Below are 18,058 nucleotides of genomic sequence, written 5' to 3'. Positions count from 1 at the left end.
CCGGCCCGCCGCTCAGCCCTTGATCTCGGGGGCGTAGGTGCCGAAGCTCCACACATTGCCCTCGAGGTCCCGGGCCATGTAGTCCCGAGAGCCGTAGTCCTGGTCCGTCGGCGGCATCAGGATCTCCGCGCCGTGCTGCACGGCCCGCCGGTGGTGTGCGTCGACGTCGGCCACGACGACGTACACCCCGGTCGTGCCCTCGCGCATCGCCTTGTCGAAGGTGCTGCCGGTGCCCTTCGAACCCAGCATCACCGCGCCGTTGCCCTGCGCCAGCTCGGCGTGCGCCACCGAGCCGTCCTCGCCCTCGTACACCGCGAGCTCCGTGAACCCGAAGGCCTCCGTGAGCTGCTTGATCGCCGCCTTCGCGTCCGCGTAGCGCAGCGTCGGATAGATGCTCGGACGCCCACCGCTCGTGCCTGCCATGCCGATCACTCCTTTGTGATCCCCACCTCTGACGGATGCGCCCAGTCTCGCAGCGACCACTGACAGCGCCCGTGAACCAGGGCCGGGTACCCGGCACGAGGCCGGTCCGGAACGTGCCGCACATCACGGCAGGGCACCCCTCACGGCCCGGGCCTGCCACGGAGTGCCACGAGCCCCCGGTCGAACGCCCGATCCCAGAAAAAGTGGTTGCACGGCCCCGTTAGACTGGCCTCATGGCCATTCTCCTCGCGCATTAGACGGCGGGAACGTCCTCAGCCGCCCATCCCGCCACCCACCTTCCGCCTGGAGTCTGTCCGTGATCTCCGCCTCCGGTATCGAGCTGCGCGCCGGTGCGCGCGTCCTCATCGAGTCCGCGACCTTCCGCGTAGCCAAGGGCGACCGCATCGGCCTGGTCGGCCGCAACGGCGCCGGCAAGACCACCCTCACCAAGTGCCTCGCCGGCGAGGGCATCCCCGCCGGCGGCAACATCACCCGCTCCGGCGAGGTCGGCTACCTCCCCCAGGACCCCCGCACCGGCGACCTCGACGTCCTCGCCCGCGACCGCATCCTCTCCGCCCGCGGCCTCGACCTACTGATCCGCAAGATGCGCGACAACGAACAGCGCATCGCCAACGGCCAGGGCGCGACCCGCGAGAAGGCGCTCAGGCAGTACGAGCGCCAGGAGACGGAGTTCCTCACCAAGGGCGGGTACGCCGCCGAGGCCGAGGCCGCCACCATCGCCGCCGCGCTCAACCTGCCCGACCGGGTGCTCGGCCAGCCGCTGCACACCCTCTCCGGTGGTCAGCGCCGCCGTATCGAGCTCGCCCGGATCCTGTTCTCGGACGCGGACACCCTGCTGCTCGACGAGCCGACCAACCACCTGGACGCCGACTCGATCGTCTGGCTGCGCGACTACCTCAAGACCTACCGCGGCGGCTTCATCGTGATCTCCCACGACGTCGACCTGGTCGAGACGGTCGTGAACAAGGTGTTCTACCTGGACGCCAACCGCGCCCAGATCGACGTCTACAACATGGGCTGGAAGCTCTACCAGCAGCAGCGCGAGGCGGATGAGAAGCGCCGCAAGCGCGAGCGGCAGAACGCCGAGAAGAAGGCCGCCGCCCTGCACTCGCAGGCCGACAAGATGCGCGCCAAGGCCACCAAGACGGTCGCCGCGCAGAACATGGCCAAGCGCGCCGACCGGCTGCTCGCCGGACTCGAAGCGGCACGGGTCTCCGACAAGGTCGCCAAGCTCCGCTTCCCGGAGCCCGCGCCCTGCGGCAAGACGCCGCTGACCGCCGAGGGCCTGTCGAAGTCGTACGGCTCCCTGGAGATCTTCACCGACGTCGACCTGGCCATCGACAAGGGGTCCCGGGTCGTCATCCTCGGCCTCAACGGCGCCGGCAAGACCACCCTGCTCCGGCTCCTCGCCGGTGCGGAGCAGCCCGACACCGGCGCCGTCATCCCCGGCCACGGCCTCAAGATCGGCTACTACGCCCAGGAGCACGAGACCCTCGACCCGGAGCGCTCGGTCCTGGAGAACATGCGCTCGTCCGCCCCGGACCTGGACCTCGTCGAGGTCCGCAAGGTGCTCGGTTCGTTCCTGTTCTCCGGCGACGACGTCGACAAGCCCGCCGGTGTCCTGTCCGGCGGCGAGAAGACCCGCCTCGCCCTCGCCACCCTCGTGGTGTCGTCGGCGAACGTCCTCCTGCTCGACGAGCCGACCAACAACCTCGACCCCGCCAGCCGCGAGGAGATCCTCGGCGCGCTGCGCACCTACAAGGGCGCCGTCGTCCTGGTCACCCACGACGAGGGCGCCGTCGAGGCGCTCCAGCCGGAGCGGATCATTCTGCTGCCCGACGGCGTCGAGGACCTGTGGGGTGCCGATTACGCGGATCTCGTCGCCCTCGCTTGATCGAATGCGTGATCAACAGGCTATGGATCATTCGGCCCATCGGTGATCCATCATCTGTGTGAGATCTCCTCGTACCGAGGTGTGTGCTACATCGAATTCGCGGCCGAGTCCTTTATCGACAAGGGCTCGGCCGTCGTACTGCTCTGACCTGGGGCTTCGTAAAAGAACCCGTTCGGCCGTACGGACAAGGTGCAGCGGAATTCGAGATTCCGCATGTGGGGATGTGCTCCTGTCGTCAAAACCATGTCTCACGGACCTTGCCGAATGGGTGGCCATGAAGCCCCGGAGGGGTGATCATGAGGAGACCAGAGCGCACTTCCCATGAGGAGGCACGGGTGGCCGAGACTCTGAAGAAGGGCAGCCGGGTAACCGGCGCCGCGCGCGACAAGCTCGCGGCAGACCTGAAGAAGAAGTACGACTCCGGTGCGAGCATTCGGGCGCTGGCCGAGGAAACCGGTCGCTCGTATGGCTTCGTTCACCGGATGCTCAGCGAATCGGGCGTCACGCTCCGTGGGCGTGGCGGGGCGACGCGGGGCAAGAAGGCCGCTTCGTCCTGAGCCCGGGCGGCCCATCGGCTTCGATGGTGGCCACCCGGTCGGTCGTCTGACTGGCCGGGTGGTTACTGTGCAGTCACTTAATGGATGCCTTCCGGCATCCAGGATGACCGCACGCATCGGAGGCACCGCATGGCTTCGTCCGACCAGGAACTCGCTCCCCTGCTCGACAAGAACGGCGTACGGCTCACCGTCGACGGCGCGATCGCCACGGTGACGCTGACGAACCCGGCCAAGCGCAATGCGCAGAGCCCCGTCATGTGGCGGACGCTCGCCGAGGCCGGGCAGGTCCTGCCGGGCAACGTGCGGGTCGTTGTGCTGCGCGGTGAGGGCAAGGCCTTCTCCGCCGGTCTCGACCGGCAGATGTTCACCCCCGAGGGGATCGAGGGCGAGCCTTCCTTCGTGGAACTCGCGCGCAGCAGCGACGGTGAACTCGACGCTGCCATCGCCGAGTTCCAGGAGGGCTTCACCTGGTGGCGGCGCAACGACATCGTGTCGATCGCCGCCGTACAGGGCTATGCCATCGGGGCGGGCTTCCAGCTCGCACTCGCCTGTGACGTGCGCGTCGTCGCCGACGACGTGCAGTTCGCCATGCGCGAGACCAGCCTCGGCCTGGTGCCGGATCTGACGGGCACGCATCCGCTCGTCGGTCTTGTCGGCTACGGCCGCGCGCTGGAGATCTGTGTGACGGGGCGCTTCGTGCTGGCCGAGGAGGCCGTGAGCAGCGGCCTCGCCAACCTCGCGGTGCCCGCCGACCAGCTCGACGACGCCGTACGGGACCTGGCGGGGGCGATCGTGGCCGCGCCGCGCGACGCGGTCATCGAGACCAAGGCGCTGATCCGTGGTGCCGTGGACCGCACGTACGACGAGCAGCGGGGAGCCGAGCGGGCCGCGCAGGCGCGACGGCTGCGGGATCTCGCCGGCCTCGGCGAGTGAGCCGCGGGCGGTCAGCCGACGGCCGTCACCAGCACCGCCACCGTCGGATGATCCGCCAGTGCCTCGGGCACCCTCCGGCGGACCTCCCGGGCCACGTCCAGGGCCCGGTGGTCCCTGCTCACCGCGATCTCCACCCGCACATGCCGGTGCGGCAGGGCGGCCGTGCCCTGCCGTTCCTCGATGTGCACCGCCTGCCCCAACCCGCCCATGGCGGCGGTCAGCCGGCCCACGCCCGGGACCGCCAGGGCCGCGGCGGCGACGCGTTCCTCGTCGGGGTGCGCGGGCTCGGCGGCCCCCGCCGGCTCCGGCGGGGGTACGGAATCCGGCTCGGCATCCTCGTCGAGCAGGGCCGTCACCCGTAGGTCCACCTCCGTCACCCTCAGGCCGAGGCGCTCCCTCGCCGCCGCGGTCAGCAGTGCCCGCAGCCTCTCGGCCGTCGTCGGCAGCGGCTCGTTCGCCGTCGCCGCGAAGTCGGCCGTCACCCGCAGCGCGCCCGGGGGCAGGGCGCTCGGCGGTGCCGGCACGACGGCCTCGTGGGCCTCCTCCGGGTCACTGAGCCCGATCCGCAGCACCTCCAGATGCACCCCGCGCATGTCCCCGGCCGCGCGCCGCAGCACGGCCGCGGCCGCCCTCTCGTAGATCCACGCACCGTCGTGCGCGTCGCCCAGCGGCAGCAGCCTGCCGAGGCCGACCTGTTCCCTGACCGCTCGCGTCCACCTGTCCGCCGTCGTCATTAGTCCAGCCTGCCGCATCCCCGGAGCGAGGTGGGGCAACCGCGCTTACGGTGGTGGAAGGAACGACATACCGAAAGGGACGTACGGCGATGACCGAAATGGAGCAGAACCGGACGCAGAACCCTGAGGACACCGCGGCGTCGACGCGCAAGACGATCAAGCGCGCCGGAGGGGACCCGGCAGGCCGCGGGCGGACCACCATCGCCGACGGTGTCGTGGAGAAGATCGCCGGAATGGCGGCCCGCGACGTGGTCGGCGTGCACGCGATGGGCAGCGGGATCAGCCGCACGTTCGGCGCCGTACGCGAACGGGTGCCGGGCACGTCGAAGTCCGTGACCCGAGGCGTCAGTGCCGAGGTCGGCGAGCTGCAGACCGCGCTCGACCTGGAGATCGTCGTCGACTACGGCGTGTCGATCGCCGACGTGGCACGGGAGGTTCGGGAGAACGTGGTCGCCGGGGTCGAGCGGATGACGGGCCTCGAAGTCGTCGAGGTCAATATCGCGGTGAGTGATGTGCAGCTTCCCGAGGAAGAGGAAGAACAGCCGGCGCAGCCCCGGATCCAGTGACGCGGGACGGGGTGAGGGGCCTGCGGCACTGACGACCGAACGGAGTGGACCATGAGCATGGCCGTGGTCGGCATGATCGCCGGCATGGCGCTCGGCTTCGCCGGGTACTTCGGGGGGTTCGGCGCCTTCCTGCTGGTGGCGGCGCTCGGTGCCGTCGGGTTCGTTGTCGGCCGGTTCCTGGAAGGGGACTACGAACTCGGCGACTTCTTCCGTCAGCGTGACGGCCGGCGCGACCGGCGGTGAGGTCCGTGAGCGCCGAGGCCACGGAAAGCGGCAGACCGTCGGCCGTCGTCCCGGCCGGTGAGCGTGGGGCGACCAGGATCGCCGACCGGGTCGTCACGAAGATCGCCTCCCAGGCGGCCCGCGAGGCCGTGGGACGGCTGCCCAAGGACGCCGCCCGGCCCTACGCCCATGTCGTCGTGCGCCCCCAGGCCGCGCAGGGGACCACCGTCGACGCCGCCCGGGTCCGCGTCCACGTCGAACTCGACTACCCCACCGACATCGGTTCCCGGTGCGCGGCCGTGCGTCGGCGGGTCGTGGAGCGGGTAGGCGCGTTGGTGGGCATGGAGGTGCCGGAGGTCGCCGTGCATGTGGAGCGGCTGTACCCGGCGCCCGGACAGGGCGCGGCAGCGGGGAGGACGCGATGAGCGAGTCCCAGGAGTCCGAGGGCACCACGAGGCGACTCCCGGTCCTGGAGAAGGACGCCGGGCCCGAGCCCCTCGACCAGTCGGCATCGGCGGCGGACTACGAGCCCCCGCCCGCGCTCGACGGCGACGGCGGCCGCGAGGGCCGCTTCTGGTCCGCCCGCCGGATCCCGGCCGTGATCACGGCGCTCGTGCTGCTGTTCCTCGCGGGCGTCTTCCTGTACGACATCGCCTCCGTGCGCGCCGAGCGGCCCGCCATGCGCTGGCGCCGGGAACTGGCCGACCAGCTCGCCGAGCGTCCCCTCGACGACATCTGGGTGCTGGTCGGCGCGGGCGTCGCCGCCGTCCTCGGGCTGTGGCTGCTCATCCTGGCCACGACGCCCGGACTGCGCCGGGTGCTGCCGATGCGGCGCACCCACACCGACGTACGCGCCGGACTCCACCGCGACCTGGCCGCCCTGGTGCTGCGCGACCGCGCCATGGAGGTCTCCGGTGTCCAGGCGGTACGGGTACGGATGCGCCGGGCCAAGGCCGACGTCCGGGCCGTCTCGCACTTCCGCGACCTGGACGACGTACGTGCCGACCTGGACGCCACGCTCGCCGACGCGATCAGGGGCCTGGGGCTGTCCCGCCCGCCGGCGCTCTCGGTGCATGTACGCCGGCTCGGACGGAAGGGGTGAGTGCCGTGCTCAGGGTCGTCAACCGGGTGCTGATCGGGTTCGTCGGACTGGTGCTGCTCGTGATCGGTGGCTCGGTGCTCGCGGTGGGCCTCGGTGCCCCCGCTCCCTCCTGGTGGATCCACGACGACCGCCACGACGTGCTGCTCAGCGACGCCGAGCGGACACGCTGGCGCGACGACGGCTGGTGGTGGCCGACGGTCATCGCCGTACTGGTCGTCCTGGTCCTGCTCGCCCTGTGGTGGCTGACCGCGAACCTGCGCCGACGCCGTCTCGCGGAGGTTCTGGTGGACACCGGGGACGGCGAGGGCGCACTGCTGCGGGGCCGGGCCCTGGAGAGCGTGCTGGCGAACGAGGCGGCGGGCCTGGAGGGCGTCCAACGAGCCCGCGTCCACCTGACGGGCAGGCGCAGCGCCCCGGAGACCCGGGTACGGCTCCTGCTGGCACCGCACGTGAACCCGGGAACGGCGTTGAACGACCTCACCGGCCAGGCCCTGGCCCACGCCCGCAACTCGGCGGGCCTGGCGTCACTGCCGGCGGAGGTCCGCCTGAAGGGCGTCAAGCACGGTGCCGAAAGGGTCAGTTGAGCCTCGCTCGGGCCGACTCCTCAGAACCCGTGCCGCATTCCGCCGTCCACGGGCAGCATGATTCCCGTCAGGTAGGACGCGGCCGGCGACAGCAGGAACGCCGCCGCCCGCCCGAACTCCTCCGGGTAGCCGTACCGCCGCAACGGAATGCGTGCCGCGTTCGCGGCCCGGGTCGCCTCCGGGTCCGCGGACAGCCCGTCCAGCTCCCGCACCCGGTCCGTGTCGATACGGGCCGGCAGCAACCCGACCACCCGGATCCCCCGCGGCCCCAACTCGTCCGCGAGCGACTTGGCGAACCCGGCGAGCCCGGGCCGCAACCCGTTCGAAATGGTCAGCCCGGGAATGGGCTCGTGCACCGACCCCGACAGCACGAACCCGATGACGCCGCCCTCGTCGAGCTCCGCCGCAGCCGCGCGAGCGAGCCGCACCGCGCCGAGGAACACCGACTCGAACGCGGTCTGCCACTGCTCGTCCGTGTTGTCCGCGACGAACCCGGCCGGCGGGCCGCCGACGCTGACCAGGATGCCGTCGAATCCGCCGAAGGCGTCGCGGGCGGCGGCGATGAGCCGGGCCGCGGCGTCCGGTTCGGCGTTGTCGACGGCCACCCCGACCGCGTTCGGCCCCAGTTCGGCCGCCGCGTCGGCGACCCGCTTCTCGTCCCGGCCGGTCACGACGACCCTCGCCCCGTCGGCGACCAGCTCACGCGCCGCCGCGTTGCCCAGTCCACGGGTGGCCCCGGTGACGACGTACACCCGATCCTTCAGTCCAAGATCCATGGCCTCTATCCTGCCCCGTCGCCCCCGTACAGGGCGAGGGCGGTGTTCACCAGGCCGATGTGGCTGAAGGCCTGAGGGAAGTTGCCGAGCTGGCGGCCGGAGAGCGGGTCGTACTCCTCGGCCAGCAGACCCACGTCGTTGGTGAGCCCCACCAGCCGGTCGAACAGCTCGCGCGCCTCCTGCTTGCGCCCCGTCATGTGCAGCGCCTCGGCGAGCCAGAACGAGCAGGCCAGGAACGTGCCCTCGCTGCCCGGCAGTCCGTCCACCGTCGCCTCGTCGGTGCTGTAGCGGCGCAGGAAGCCCTGGTGGCTGAGCTCGGCGCGGATCGCGTCGATGGTGCCGATGACACGCGGGTCCTCGGGCGGCAGAAAGCCGACGCGCGGGATGAGCAGCAGCGCGGCGTCCAGTTCACGGGAGCCGTAGGACTGTGTGAAGGTGTTCCGCTCGGCGTCGTAGCCCCGCTCGACCACCTCGCGGTGGACCTCGTCGCGGAACTCCCGCCAGCCCTGGAGGTCGCCCCCTATCTGCGGGTTGCGCTCCAGGGTGCGCACCGCCCGGTCCGCGGCCACCCACACCATCACCTTCGAGTGCACGAAGTGCCGCCGGCCGCCGCGCACTTCCCACAGCCCCTCGTCGGGCTGGCGCCACTGCGAGCGCAGCCATTCGACGAGGGCGACCTGGATGGCCCACATGTGCGGCTTGCTGGGCAGCCCCGACTCCCGCGCCAGCGCCAGCGTGTCCATGACCTCGCCGTACACGTCCAACTGGAGCTGCTCCACCGCCTGGTTGCCGATGCGTACGGGGGCGGAGCCCGCGAAGCCGGACAGCCACGGCACCTCGAACTCGGGCAGCCGGCGCTCACCCGCGATGCCGTACATGATCTGGAGGTCGGCCGGGTCGCCGGCGACCGCGCGCAGCAGCCAGTCGCGCCAGGCCTCGGCCTCCATCCGGTAGCCCGCGGACAGGCCCACGTTGAGGGTGAGGGTGGAGTCGCGCAGCCAGCAGTAGCGGTAGTCCCAGTTGCGGACACCGCCCACCTCCTCGGGGAGCGAGGTGGTGGGGGCGGCGACGATGCCGCCGGTCGGCCGGTAGGTGAGGGCCTTCAGGGTGATCAGGGAGCGGACGACGGTGTCGCGGTACGGGCCGTCGAAGCGGCAGTGCCCCACCCACTTGCGCCAGTCCCGGATGCTGTTGTGCAGCGCCTTGTACGGGTCGACCATCGCTGGGCGGGGTTCGTGCGAGGGGTGCCAGGTCAGGACGAACGCGACCTTCTCGCCGGCCTCGACGGTGAACTCCGAGTGCGTGCCGAAGTCCTCGCCCCAGGTGGGCACCGCGGGGTCGCTGCGCAGCCAGACCGAGTCCGGGCCGGCGACGGCCACCCGGTGGCCGTGGGACTTGCGCACCCAGGGCACGATCGAGCCGTAGTCGAAGCGCAGCCGCAGGGTGCTGCGCACGGTGACCTTGCCGCTCAGCCCCTCCACGATGCGCACGAGGTCGGGGGCGCGGTCGCGTTGGGGCATCAGATCGGTGACCCGGATCGCGCCCTCGTCGGTCTCCCACTCGGTGTCCAGGACCAAGGTGTCCTGACGGTAGGCCCGGTGGGAGCAGAGGCCCTTGGCGTGCTTGGGGGCGATGCGCCAGTGGCCGTTGTCCTTGTCGCCGAGGAGTCTGGCGAAGCAGGCTGCCGAGTCGAACCGGGGCAGACACAGCCAGTCGACGGAGCCGTCCTTGCCGATCAGGGCAGCCGTCTGCTCGTCACTGATCAGGGCGTAGTCCTCGATGCGCGGATGCACGCAATTGCGGGTTCCCCGAGGGCGGGTGGGCCAATCAGGGGTGGGGCCGGGGGAGTGAACTTGCCGTCGCGGACCCGGTGCCGGAGAAGATGACGCCGGGGTGGGCGGGCGCCTGGTTGAGGACCCACAGTCCGATCAGGGTGGCCAGGGCGAACACGACCGCGATGAGGACGGCGAGGACGAGCCGGCGCCGGCGTTCCCGGCGCAGCCACTCGCCGCGCGCCGTGCGATAGGCGTCGGGCGTGGCGTCCGGCACTCCGCCGGCGAGCGCGGCGAGTGCCTCGCGCAGTTCCTGCTCGGTGCGGTCCGCAGAGGTGCCCTGCGACCCGGTCGTGTCTCGATGCGTCATCGCCGGGCCTCCATCGCCTGGGTCAGGGCGGCGAGGCCGCGTGCCGTATGGGTCTTGACGGAGCCGCAGGAGATCCCCATCGCCGCGGCGATCTCGCTCTCCTTCAGCCCGAGCCAGTGCCGCAGCACCAGCGCCTCGCGCTGCCTGGCGGGCAACTGCTGGAGCGCGTCGATCAGGACGCGCTGGTCGTCACGCAGGAGCGCGGTGCTCTCGGCGGACGCGACGACCTCGTCGGCCGGCTTCTCGACGTGCTTGCGGGCCACTTGGAGGTGCCGTATCCGCATCCGCGTCAGATTGCACACGGTGGAGCGCAGATACGCCTCCGCCGCCTCGGCGTCCCTGAGCCGGCGCCATTTGCGGTAGATCTGGTAGTAGGCCTCGGCGACCACGTTCTCCGGATCGTCGGCGCCGAGCAGGACCGCCAGGCGCAGCATCGAGGAGTAGTGCAGCTCGAACAGGCGGGCCAGGCCGGCCTCGCGTGCCGCGTCCGCCGGGTCGCTCACCGCGGGGGCGAGCGGGACGGCAGGCAGGGGAGTGCCGCTGTCGGGTCTCAGATGCTGTCTCACGGGTTGTTCGCTCCCGTCTCGGGGCGCCGCCCGACGCTCAGGCGCGACGGCAGGTCGGTCAGATCGGCGCCGCGCGGGACGCCGAGGCGTTCGAGCACCGCGGTCCCGGCCACGACGACGGTCAGATTGAGGAACAGGGCGGCCAGCCCGGCGTAGATCTCCGGCCCCGAGCCGAGCGGCACGATCGACGAGAAGCCCTGCCGTACGACCATGAAGGTCCCCGCCACCATGCCCACGCCCCACCCGGCGAGCAGCGCCCGCGGATGCAGCCGCGCGGTGAACAGCCCGATCGCAACGGCCGGGAAGATCTGCAGGATCCAGACCCCGCCCAGCAACTGGAGGTTGATGGCGTCCTGGTCGCGCAGCCCGAAGACGAACGCCACCGCGCCCACCTTCGCGGTCAGGGAGACCGCCTTGGCGATACGCACCTGCCGCTTGGGCGTGGCCGTCGGATGGACGTACTCGACATACACATTGCGTACGAAGCTCGTGGCGGCCGCGATCGACATCACCGCCGCCGGGACCAGTGCCCCCACGGTGATCGCGCCGAACACCAGCCCGGCGAGCGGCGCCGGCATCAGCCGGTCCACCAGCATCGGTACGGCCGCCTCGGCCCCGCCCGCCGGGGCGCGGACGCCTGTCGCGAGGGCCGCGATGCCGAGGAAGCCGAACAGCGCGAGCAGCCCGGTCCAGGCGGGCAGCGCCACGGACACCTTGCGCAGGGTGCGCGGGCCGTCGGCGGCGAAGCCGGCGGTCAGCACATGCGGGTACATCAGCAGCGCGAGCGCCGAGCCGAGCGCGAGGGTGGCGTAGGCGGGCTGCTGCTCGGGGGTCAGGAGCAGCGCCGGGCCGCCGAGGCGTTCGGCCGCGCCGTCGAAGACGGGACCCGGGCCGCCGAGCCGGTCGAGGACCAGCCAGGTCACCGCGGTCAGCGACACGAAGACGGCCACGGCCTTCAGCGCCGAGATGACGGTCGGGGCGCGCAGCCCGTGCCGGTAGGTGGCCACGGCCAGCCCCGCGAACAGCGCCACCATCATCAGATCACCGGCCGCACCCCGCGGATACACGCCGCCGGCCGCCAGCACCGCCCGTATCCCGAGCAGTTGCAGCGCCAGATACGGCATCGTCGCGAGGATCCCGGTCAGCGCGACCACCAGGGCCAGCGGCGGTGAACCGTACCGGCCGCGCACGAAGTCGGCCGCCGTGACATAGCCGTGCCGGCGGGCCACGCTCCACAGCCGGCTCAGCAGCACGAAGGCCAGCGGGCAGACGATCACCGTGTACGGCACCGCGAAGAAGGCGGGCGCGCCGTTGCCGTACGCCAGTCCCGGTATGGCGGCGAAGGTGTACGCGGTGAAGATCGTGCCGCCGAGCAGCAGCCAGGTCCACAGCGGGCCGAGGCTGCGGTCGGCCAGTGCCCAGCCCTCCAGGGACGGCAGCCGGTCGTTCGGGCTGAGACGCCGCGCGGTGACGGCGAGCAGCGACGCTCCGCCGATCACGGCGAGAAACGTCGCGGTCATGGCGCCGTCGGCCATGGGTCACCGTCCTTGGTGTGCCTGTACCCCTGCGCATGAGTTGCGCGAACCGGCGGAACGGAGGACAGGAAACCGGCGCGAATTTTCCCGGAATCTCGCTGTCAACCGGTTCCAGGGGGTGGGCAACTCTTGCACAGACCCTCAGCGAGCGGGAGAGGAGCGCAGGTCATGGCACGGACCGGTCATCACCGGCTACGGCGCGTCGCGATCGCCGTACTGCTCCTGGCGCCCGCCGCGGGTCTGCTGTGGGTCCCCTGGTACGCCGGTGCCGGGCCACGGCTGGCCGGGACGCCGTTCTTCTACTGGTACCAGCTCGCCTGGGTGCCGGGCTGCGGCCTCTGCCTGCTCGCCGCGTACGCGCTGACGGACCGGAGCAGCCGTCGGCGCCGACATCGACATCGACATCGCTGAGCCGTACGTCCCCTTCCGCTTCACACCCCGCCTGTTCAGGTCAGGAGCCGCCATGCCCGTATCAGCCATGCCCGAATCCGGTCGTTCCGCGCCGGAAAAGTCACGGATGTCGCCCAAGTCCGTCGCGATCTGGACCGCCGTCGCCCTCGCCGGCGCCCTCGGCTGGGCCGTGCTCGCCCTGTCCCGGGGCGAGGAGATCTCGGCGGTCTGGCTGGTCGTGGCGGCCCTCGGCTCGTACGCGATCGCCTACCGCTTCTACTCGCGCTTCATCGCCCGCAAGGTCCTGCAGGTCGACGACACCCGCGCCACCCCCGCCGAACGCCTGGAGGACGGCGTCGACTACCACCCCACCGACAAGCGGGTGCTGTTCGGCCACCACTTCGCGGCCATCGCGGGCGCCGGCCCGCTGGTCGGCCCGGTCCTCGCCGCACAGATGGGCTATCTGCCCGGCACGATCTGGATCATCGCCGGCGTGATCTTCGCGGGAGCGGTGCAGGACATGATCGTCCTGTTCCTGTCCATGCGCCGGGACGGCAAGAGCCTCGGGCAGATGGCCCGGGACGAGATCGGCAGGGTGGGCGGCGCCGCCGCGCTGATCGGCGTCTTCGCCATCATGATCATCCTGCTCGCGGTGCTGGCGATGGTCGTCGTCAACGCGCTCGCGGAGTCCGCGTGGGGCACCTTCTCGGTCTCCATGACCATCCCGATCGCCCTCTTCATGGGCTTCTACCTGCGCTACCTGCGGCCCGGCCGGGTCGTGGAGACGAGCTTCATCGGCGTGGCCCTGCTGCTGCTCGCCATCCTCGGCGGCGGCTGGATCCAGGACTCCGCACTCGCCGAGTACTTCGTCTGGAGCCCCGAGACCCTGGTCTTCTGCCTGGTCGGCTACGGCTTCGTCGCCTCGGTGCTGCCGGTGTGGATGCTCCTCGCACCCCGCGACTACCTGTCGACCTTCATGAAGGTCGGCACCATCGCCCTGATGGCCGTCGGCGTGGTGATCGCGGCCCCGAACCTCAGGACCGAGCCGGTGACGGACTTCGCCTCGACCGGCGCGGGCCCGGTGTTCGCCGGTTCCCTCTTCCCGTTCCTCTTCATCACCATCGCCTGCGGCGCCCTGTCCGGCTTCCACGCCCTGGTCTCCTCGGGTACGACGCCGAAGCTGATCCGGAAGGAGTCCCAGGTCCGGCTGATCGGCTACGGCTCCATGCTCACGGAGTCCTTCGTCGCCGTCATGGCGCTGATCGCCGCCTGCGTGCTCGAACCGGGCCTGTTCTACGCCATGAACTCACCGGCCGCGCTGCTCGGCCCCACCGTGGACAGCGCCGCCGAGGCGGTGAAGAACCTCGGCTTCACCATCACCCCGGACCAGTTGACCGCCGCGGCCAAGGCGGTCGAGGAGGAGACGCTGGTCGGCCGCTCCGGCGGCGCGCCCACCCTCGCCGTGGGCATGTCGGAGATCTTCTCCGGGGTGCTCGGCGGCGCCGGGATGAAGGCCTTCTGGTACCACTTCGCGATCATGTTCGAGGCGCTGTTCATCCTGACCACGGTGGACGCCGGCACCCGCGTCGGCCGCTTCATGCTCCAGGACATGCTCGGCAACGTCTGGAAGCCGATCGGCCGGGTCACCTGGAAGCCCGGCATCTGGATCACCAGCGCCCTGGTCGTCGGCGCGTGGGGCTACTTCCTCTACGCCGGTGTCACCGACCCGCTCGGCGGGATCAAGCAGCTCTTCCCGCTGTTCGGCATCGCCAACCAGCTCCTGGCCGCCGTCGCCCTGGCCGTCACCACCACCGTCCTGATCAAGTCCGGCAGGCTGCGCTGGGCCTGGGTCACCGGCATCCCGCTGGCCTGGGACGTGGCCGTCACCTTCACCGCCGGCTGGCAGAAGATCTTCTCGGACAACCCGGCGATCGGCTTCTTCGCCCTGCGGGACAAGTACGCGCAGGCGATCGAGGCCGGTCAGCTCCTGCCCGGCGCCACGACGACGGACGACATGCACACCATCGTGCTCAACAACACGGTCGACGGCGTCCTCATGGCGATCTTCCTGCTCCTGGTCCTCACGGTCCTGGTCAACTGCGCGGTGGTGTGCGTCCGCGCGGTCCGCGCCCCCGAGCCACTGCCGACGGCCGAGGTGCCGTACGTCGAGTCCCGCCTCGACGTACCCGAGCGGGAGGACGAGCCGCTGGTGGGGGTCCGGTCATGAGGGCGGTGCGATGGGTGCGTTGGTATGTGCGTGAGCTGACGGCCGTACTGAGCCTGCGGCACCGGGAGGGCCGGCCGGAGGGCCGCTGCTGCTGATGCCGGGGGGCGGCTGCGGGTGGTTCGTGGTTGCTCGCGCAGTTCCCCGCGCCCCTTGAGTAGGTGCACCGGACGTACCTTCAGGGGCGCGGGGAACTGCGCGACCGGCCACAGACGACCCGCAGCCGCCCGAAGTCAGAACCCGACCCGGCGAAACCGCTACACGACAGCCGGCGTCGACTCCTCCGGCACGGCGGCGGCAGCCCCCCGCTCCCGCGCCTCCCGCCGAGCCAGAATCACCCACCCGAGAGGAACCCCGCCCGCGAACAACCACCACTGCAAGGCATACGCGTAATTCAGCGCAGCGTTCTCGTTGCCGGGCTTGCCGATCAGCTCCGGAGTGTCGCCCTTGGGCTCGGGAGCCGTCTGGACGACGTAACCGCCCAGTACCCGGGCACCCAGGCGGCCGGCCTCCTGCTCGCTGTTGATCAGCATGACCTGCCGGTCGGGCAGGCCCTTGAGGTTCTTGATGCCGCTCGCCTCGGTCGTCTCGTCCGGCATCAGCCGCCCGGTGACCGTGACGGTGCCGCTCGGCGCGGCGGGGACCTTGGGGAAGGCCGTCTGACTCGGACCGTCGGCGGGGATCCAGCCGCGGTTGACCAGCAGCACCTTGCCGTCCGTCAGCACCAGGGGCGTCAGGACGTGGAAGCCGACCTCCTCGTCGGCGTTGACGCGCCGCCTGACCACGACCTCCCGGTCGGAGTCGAAGCGGCCCTGCGCGGTCACCGTGCGGTACCGCTCCTTGGTGGTGACCGTGTGCCCCGGCGACGTCAGCTTCTCCACCGGTAGCGGCTTCGCCTCCAGCGCGTCGGCGACCAGTTGGTTGCGGGCGCTGCGCTCCTCGTAGCGGTGCATCTGCCAGAAGCCCAGCCGGATCATCGTGGGGATGAGGATCAGGGTGACCAGCGTGAGGATCACCCACTGCCGGGACAACAGGAAGCGGTACACCCCACGACCGTACAACTCGGTCGTGGGGTGCTCTCAGCCGGGTACCTGCTCACACCTTGTCGACGATCCCCGCCTTTCCTTCCGCGCGGGCGCAGTGGGCGCCGCAGAACCATTGACCGTCGACCTCGACGCCCTGCCCGATGATCTGTACACGGCAGTGCTCGCAGATGGGTGCCATGCGGTGGATCGCACAGGAGAAGCAGTCGAAGACGTGCACCGCGCCCTGCGCGTGCACTTCGAAGGTCATGCCGTAGTCGTTTCCGCAGACTTCACATGTCGCCATGCGCCACAGGGTGAGCGCTCCCCGCGGCGCGGAGCGGGACGGCCCCGGGCGAGTCGCCCGGCAATCACCCGTCCGTACGGTCTACTGCTCCGATGCCGGTTCCACGTCCCGCAGGAGCTGTCCGAATGCCGCCTCGTCCACCACCGGCGTCCCGAACTGCCGGGCCTTGACCAGTTTCGAGGTGCCCGAGTCCGGGTCGTTCGTCACGAGCAGGCTGGTCAGCCGGGACAGGCTCGTCGCCACATGCAGCCCGGCCTCGACCGCGCGGTCCTCCAGCAGGTCGCGCTCGATCGACGTGTCACCGGAGAAGGCCACCCGCATGCCCTGTTTGAGCCTCTTGCCCTCTTCGTAACGGCCTGGGTTGGGATAGGGGCAGGCGGGCCTTTTGCGGGACGGGCGCCAACTCGTCGGCCGATAGCCGCCGCCGTAGCCCCCCGCCTGCTGCCCGATCCGGGGCGTGGCGGTGTCCCGCCACTCGGTCAGCGGCCGGCACTCCTGGAGCGGCAGCCGCATGCTGCCCGCCGCCGCGGCCTTGAGGCTCGGCCGGAAGGCCTCGGCCAGCACGCGCGCGTCGTCCAGCGCGTGGTGCGCCCGCTGCTGGACGACGCCGAAGTGCGCCGCCAGCGACTCCAGCTTGTGGTTCGGCAGCGGCAGCGCCAGCTCCTTGGACAGCGCGATGGTGCACAGCCGCTGCCGCACCGGGGCCTCGCGCTCCGCGCGCGCGTACTCCCGCGCGATCATCTGCCAGTCGAAGACGGCGTTGTGCGCGACCAGCACCCGGCCGTCGAGCCGGGTGGAGAACTCCTCGGCGATGTCCTGGAAGAGAGGCGCCGCTTCGAGCACGTCGCTCGTCAGACCGTGGATCCAGACCGGGCCCGGGTCGCGCTCCGGGTTGACCAGTGTGTACCAGTGGTCCTCGACCTCGCCGCGCGCGTCCAGCCGGTAGACGGCCGCGGAGATTATCCGGTCGTCGCGGGCCAGGCCGGTGGTCTCCACGTCAACGACCGCGTACCCCTGGGGATACGCGGCCGGCCACGCTGTGGGGGACGACGCTGCGGTCGTACGGTCTTCGAGCATGGTCATTGAGGATACGGGCCGCCACCGACAGTCCTCGCCGTCAGGTGCCTTGCCCCGCCTGCCTGTTCGAGCCAGGCGAACGTGGGAACGCCAACCGCCCGGCGGGCACCCGCCGTTGCCGTGGAGCGTCGGTATGTCCCCGATGCCCCGTGCGGTGCGATCCTCCGTATATGACCGAACCGACGCATGGCGAGGCACGCGGCGTCGCGCTGGGGGAGCGGCTGAACTGGCTGCGGGCGGCCGTCCTCGGGGCGAACGACGGCATCGTGTCGACCGCGGGCCTCGTCGTCGGCGTGGCCGGCGCGACGGACGAGCGCTCCGCCCTGCTCACGGCCGGCCTGGCCGGACTGCTCGCCGGATCGATGTCGATGGCGGCGGGGGAGTACGTCTCGGTCTCCACGCAGCGCGACTCGGAGAAGGCCGCGCTCGCCCAGGAGAAGCGGGAGTTGCTGGAGCAGCCGGAGGCGGAGCTTCAGGAGCTGACGCAACTGCTGGAGCACCGGGGGCTGTCCCGGGACGTGGCCCGGGAGGCCGCGGTCCAACTGACGGAACGTGACGCGCTGAAGGCGCACGCGCGCGTGGAGCTCGGCATCGACCCCGACCGGCTGACCAACCCCTGGCACGCGGCGTGGGCGAGCTTCCTGGCGTTCACGGCCGGGGCGCTGCTGCCGCTGCTGGCCATGGTGCTGCCGCCGGCGGACTGGCGGCTGACGGTCACCGTCGTCTCCGTCCTGGCCGCGCTCACCCTGACCGGCTGGAGCAGCGCCCGCCTCGGTGCTGCCGCCCCGGCCCGGGCGATGCTGCGCAACGTGGCGGGCGGCGCGCTCGCCATGGGGATCACCTATGCGGCGGGGTCGCTGCTGGACGTGGCGGGAGCGTAGTGCTGGGGGCCGATCCCCGGCGCCGTTTGTGCAGCTCAGCGCCGCACCCGGCACCCTCGAAGCGCGCCGGGTGCCGACCGCGACGTACCGTGAGAGACGCGC

The 18,058-nt window shown here is 71.2% G+C and carries 21 protein-coding genes; 11 read left to right on the top strand and 10 right to left on the bottom strand.

The annotated features are described in order from the left end of the window. Nucleotides 1–12: 12 nt before the first annotated feature. Nucleotides 13–423, bottom strand: a complete 411-nt coding sequence (locus ACZ69Q_RS23065) for a VOC family protein (RefSeq protein WP_471044826.1) — start codon at nucleotides 421–423, stop codon at nucleotides 13–15. 316 nt (nucleotides 424–739) lie between these two features. Here ACZ69Q_RS23065 and ACZ69Q_RS23060 point away from each other — a divergent pair, with 316 nt between their 5' ends. The 3 genes from ACZ69Q_RS23060 (at nucleotide 740) to ACZ69Q_RS23050 (ending at nucleotide 3,828) form a co-directional block, all read left to right on the top strand. Then, complete coding sequence (locus ACZ69Q_RS23060; protein ID WP_471044824.1) at nucleotides 740–2,338, top strand: ABC-F family ATP-binding cassette domain-containing protein; 1,599 nt, start codon at nucleotides 740–742, stop codon at nucleotides 2,336–2,338. A gap of 335 nt (nucleotides 2,339–2,673) precedes the next feature. After that, complete coding sequence (locus ACZ69Q_RS23055; protein WP_004002281.1) at nucleotides 2,674–2,895, top strand: helix-turn-helix domain-containing protein; 222 nt, start codon at nucleotides 2,674–2,676, stop codon at nucleotides 2,893–2,895. Nucleotides 2,896–3,024: 129 nt separating this feature from the next. Then, nucleotides 3,025–3,828 (top strand): enoyl-CoA hydratase/isomerase family protein, encoded by an 804-nt coding sequence (locus ACZ69Q_RS23050; RefSeq protein ID WP_471044822.1) that lies wholly within the window; start codon nucleotides 3,025–3,027, stop codon nucleotides 3,826–3,828. An 11-nt stretch (nucleotides 3,829–3,839) separates the two neighbouring features. Here the strand turns inward: ACZ69Q_RS23050 and ACZ69Q_RS23045 are convergent, their stop codons facing one another. Then, the gene (locus ACZ69Q_RS23045; protein ID WP_471044819.1) at nucleotides 3,840–4,562 is read right to left on the bottom strand and encodes a nucleopolyhedrovirus P10 family protein; all 723 of its coding nucleotides are present in this window, start codon (nucleotides 4,560–4,562) and stop codon (nucleotides 3,840–3,842) included. Between the two features lie 89 nt (nucleotides 4,563–4,651). Here ACZ69Q_RS23045 and ACZ69Q_RS23040 point away from each other — a divergent pair, with 89 nt between their 5' ends. The 5 genes from ACZ69Q_RS23040 to amaP are packed head-to-tail and all read left to right on the top strand — an operon-like array spanning nucleotide 4,652 to nucleotide 7,036. Continuing rightward, complete coding sequence (locus ACZ69Q_RS23040) at nucleotides 4,652–5,128, top strand: Asp23/Gls24 family envelope stress response protein (protein ID WP_471044817.1); 477 nt, start codon at nucleotides 4,652–4,654, stop codon at nucleotides 5,126–5,128. A 51-nt stretch (nucleotides 5,129–5,179) separates the two neighbouring features. Then, nucleotides 5,180–5,371 (top strand): hypothetical protein, encoded by a 192-nt coding sequence (locus ACZ69Q_RS23035; RefSeq protein ID WP_426535537.1) that lies wholly within the window; start codon nucleotides 5,180–5,182, stop codon nucleotides 5,369–5,371. A 5-nt stretch (nucleotides 5,372–5,376) separates the two neighbouring features. Then, a complete protein-coding gene (locus ACZ69Q_RS23030; protein ID WP_471044814.1) occupies nucleotides 5,377–5,775 on the top strand; it encodes an Asp23/Gls24 family envelope stress response protein in 399 nt (132 codons plus the stop codon). After that, nucleotides 5,772–6,452: a DUF6286 domain-containing protein gene (locus ACZ69Q_RS23025; RefSeq protein ID WP_471044811.1), complete on the top strand. Its 681-nt coding sequence runs from the start codon at nucleotides 5,772–5,774 to the stop codon at nucleotides 6,450–6,452. The genes ACZ69Q_RS23030 and ACZ69Q_RS23025 overlap by 4 nt, the downstream gene beginning before the upstream one ends. Then, nucleotides 6,449–7,036 carry an alkaline shock response membrane anchor protein AmaP gene (amaP, locus tag ACZ69Q_RS23020; RefSeq protein WP_471044808.1) on the top strand — a complete coding sequence of 196 codons (588 nt, stop codon included), beginning with the start codon at nucleotides 6,449–6,451 and terminating at the stop codon, nucleotides 7,034–7,036. Before ACZ69Q_RS23025 ends, amaP begins: the two co-directional genes overlap by 4 nt. A 20-nt stretch (nucleotides 7,037–7,056) precedes the next feature. Here the strand turns inward: amaP and ACZ69Q_RS23015 are convergent, their stop codons facing one another. From ACZ69Q_RS23015 to ACZ69Q_RS22995, 5 genes are read right to left on the bottom strand one after another with little or no spacing between them, the layout of a single operon-like run. After that, nucleotides 7,057–7,812 (bottom strand): SDR family oxidoreductase, encoded by a 756-nt coding sequence (locus tag ACZ69Q_RS23015; RefSeq protein ID WP_471044806.1) that lies wholly within the window; start codon nucleotides 7,810–7,812, stop codon nucleotides 7,057–7,059. Between the two features lie 5 nt (nucleotides 7,813–7,817). Further along, entirely contained in the window at nucleotides 7,818–9,605 is a 1,788-nt protein-coding gene (locus ACZ69Q_RS23010) for a glycoside hydrolase family 15 protein (RefSeq protein WP_471044804.1), read from the bottom strand. 34 nt (nucleotides 9,606–9,639) lie between these two features. Further along, on the bottom strand, nucleotides 9,640–9,954 hold the full coding sequence (locus ACZ69Q_RS23005) for a hypothetical protein (protein WP_471044802.1): 315 nt from the start codon (nucleotides 9,952–9,954) through the stop codon (nucleotides 9,640–9,642). Then, nucleotides 9,951–10,520, bottom strand: a complete 570-nt coding sequence (locus ACZ69Q_RS23000) for a sigma-70 family RNA polymerase sigma factor (RefSeq protein ID WP_471044800.1) — start codon at nucleotides 10,518–10,520, stop codon at nucleotides 9,951–9,953. Before ACZ69Q_RS23000 ends, ACZ69Q_RS23005 begins: the two co-directional genes overlap by 4 nt. Continuing rightward, nucleotides 10,517–12,055 (bottom strand): sodium:solute symporter family protein, encoded by a 1,539-nt coding sequence (locus tag ACZ69Q_RS22995; protein WP_471044798.1) that lies wholly within the window; start codon nucleotides 12,053–12,055, stop codon nucleotides 10,517–10,519. The genes ACZ69Q_RS23000 and ACZ69Q_RS22995 overlap by 4 nt, the downstream gene beginning before the upstream one ends. 168 nt (nucleotides 12,056–12,223) lie before the next feature. On the opposite strand from ACZ69Q_RS22995, the gene ACZ69Q_RS22990 reads away from it, so the two are divergent. Together ACZ69Q_RS22990 and ACZ69Q_RS22985 are read left to right on the top strand one after the other, a co-directional pair. After that, nucleotides 12,224–12,466 carry a DUF3311 domain-containing protein gene (locus tag ACZ69Q_RS22990; RefSeq protein WP_471044796.1) on the top strand — a complete coding sequence of 81 codons (243 nt, stop codon included), beginning with the start codon at nucleotides 12,224–12,226 and terminating at the stop codon, nucleotides 12,464–12,466. Nucleotides 12,467–12,518: 52 nt separating this feature from the next. Next, entirely contained in the window at nucleotides 12,519–14,672 is a 2,154-nt protein-coding gene (locus ACZ69Q_RS22985) for a carbon starvation CstA family protein (RefSeq protein ID WP_471044794.1), read from the top strand. Nucleotides 14,673–14,926: 254 nt separating this feature from the next. On the opposite strand, the gene ACZ69Q_RS22980 is transcribed toward ACZ69Q_RS22985, so the two are convergent. The 3 genes from ACZ69Q_RS22980 to ACZ69Q_RS22970 form a co-directional block, all read right to left on the bottom strand. Next, nucleotides 14,927–15,715, bottom strand: coding sequence for an SURF1 family cytochrome oxidase biogenesis protein (locus ACZ69Q_RS22980; RefSeq protein WP_471044792.1), 789 nt, complete (start codon nucleotides 15,713–15,715; stop codon nucleotides 14,927–14,929). A gap of 49 nt (nucleotides 15,716–15,764) precedes the next feature. After that, on the bottom strand, nucleotides 15,765–15,998 hold the full coding sequence (locus ACZ69Q_RS22975; protein ID WP_037873332.1) for a hypothetical protein: 234 nt from the start codon (nucleotides 15,996–15,998) through the stop codon (nucleotides 15,765–15,767). A gap of 81 nt (nucleotides 15,999–16,079) precedes the next feature. Next, the gene (locus ACZ69Q_RS22970; RefSeq protein WP_471044790.1) at nucleotides 16,080–17,075 is read right to left on the bottom strand and encodes a DEDDh family exonuclease; all 996 of its coding nucleotides are present in this window, start codon (nucleotides 17,073–17,075) and stop codon (nucleotides 16,080–16,082) included. 170 nt (nucleotides 17,076–17,245) lie between these two features. Between ACZ69Q_RS22970 and ACZ69Q_RS22965 the strand changes: the two genes are divergently transcribed. Beyond that, nucleotides 17,246–17,956: a VIT1/CCC1 transporter family protein gene (locus tag ACZ69Q_RS22965; protein WP_471044788.1), complete on the top strand. Its 711-nt coding sequence runs from the start codon at nucleotides 17,246–17,248 to the stop codon at nucleotides 17,954–17,956. Nucleotides 17,957–18,058 lie beyond the last annotated feature (102 nt).

Source organism: Streptomyces sp. NPDC036764 (genome assembly GCF_055609385.1).
Note: the sequence above shows the minus strand (reverse complement) of the source record. Positions and strands in the feature narration are given on the sequence as shown.

Coding starts and splice junctions, on each gene's coding strand:
- ACZ69Q_RS23065 (WP_471044826.1), bottom strand. CDS start 423: ATGGCAGGCACGAGCGGTGGGCGTCCGAGCATCTATCCGACGCTGCGC.
- ACZ69Q_RS23050 (WP_471044822.1), top strand. CDS start 3,025: ATGGCTTCGTCCGACCAGGAACTCGCTCCCCTGCTCGACAAGAACGGC.
- ACZ69Q_RS23045 (WP_471044819.1), bottom strand. CDS start 4,562: ATGACGACGGCGGACAGGTGGACGCGAGCGGTCAGGGAACAGGTCGGC.
- ACZ69Q_RS23040 (WP_471044817.1), top strand. CDS start 4,652: ATGACCGAAATGGAGCAGAACCGGACGCAGAACCCTGAGGACACCGCG.
- ACZ69Q_RS23035 (WP_426535537.1), top strand. CDS start 5,180: ATGAGCATGGCCGTGGTCGGCATGATCGCCGGCATGGCGCTCGGCTTC.
- ACZ69Q_RS23025 (WP_471044811.1), top strand. CDS start 5,772: ATGAGCGAGTCCCAGGAGTCCGAGGGCACCACGAGGCGACTCCCGGTC.
- ACZ69Q_RS23015 (WP_471044806.1), bottom strand. CDS start 7,812: ATGGATCTTGGACTGAAGGATCGGGTGTACGTCGTCACCGGGGCCACC.
- ACZ69Q_RS23005 (WP_471044802.1), bottom strand. CDS start 9,954: ATGACGCATCGAGACACGACCGGGTCGCAGGGCACCTCTGCGGACCGC.
- ACZ69Q_RS22995 (WP_471044798.1), bottom strand. CDS start 12,055: ATGGCCGACGGCGCCATGACCGCGACGTTTCTCGCCGTGATCGGCGGA.
- ACZ69Q_RS22990 (WP_471044796.1), top strand. CDS start 12,224: ATGGCACGGACCGGTCATCACCGGCTACGGCGCGTCGCGATCGCCGTA.
- ACZ69Q_RS22985 (WP_471044794.1), top strand. CDS start 12,519: ATGCCCGTATCAGCCATGCCCGAATCCGGTCGTTCCGCGCCGGAAAAG.
- ACZ69Q_RS22975 (WP_037873332.1), bottom strand. CDS start 15,998: ATGGCGACATGTGAAGTCTGCGGAAACGACTACGGCATGACCTTCGAA.
- ACZ69Q_RS22970 (WP_471044790.1), bottom strand. CDS start 17,075: ATGCTCGAAGACCGTACGACCGCAGCGTCGTCCCCCACAGCGTGGCCG.
- ACZ69Q_RS22965 (WP_471044788.1), top strand. CDS start 17,246: ATGACCGAACCGACGCATGGCGAGGCACGCGGCGTCGCGCTGGGGGAG.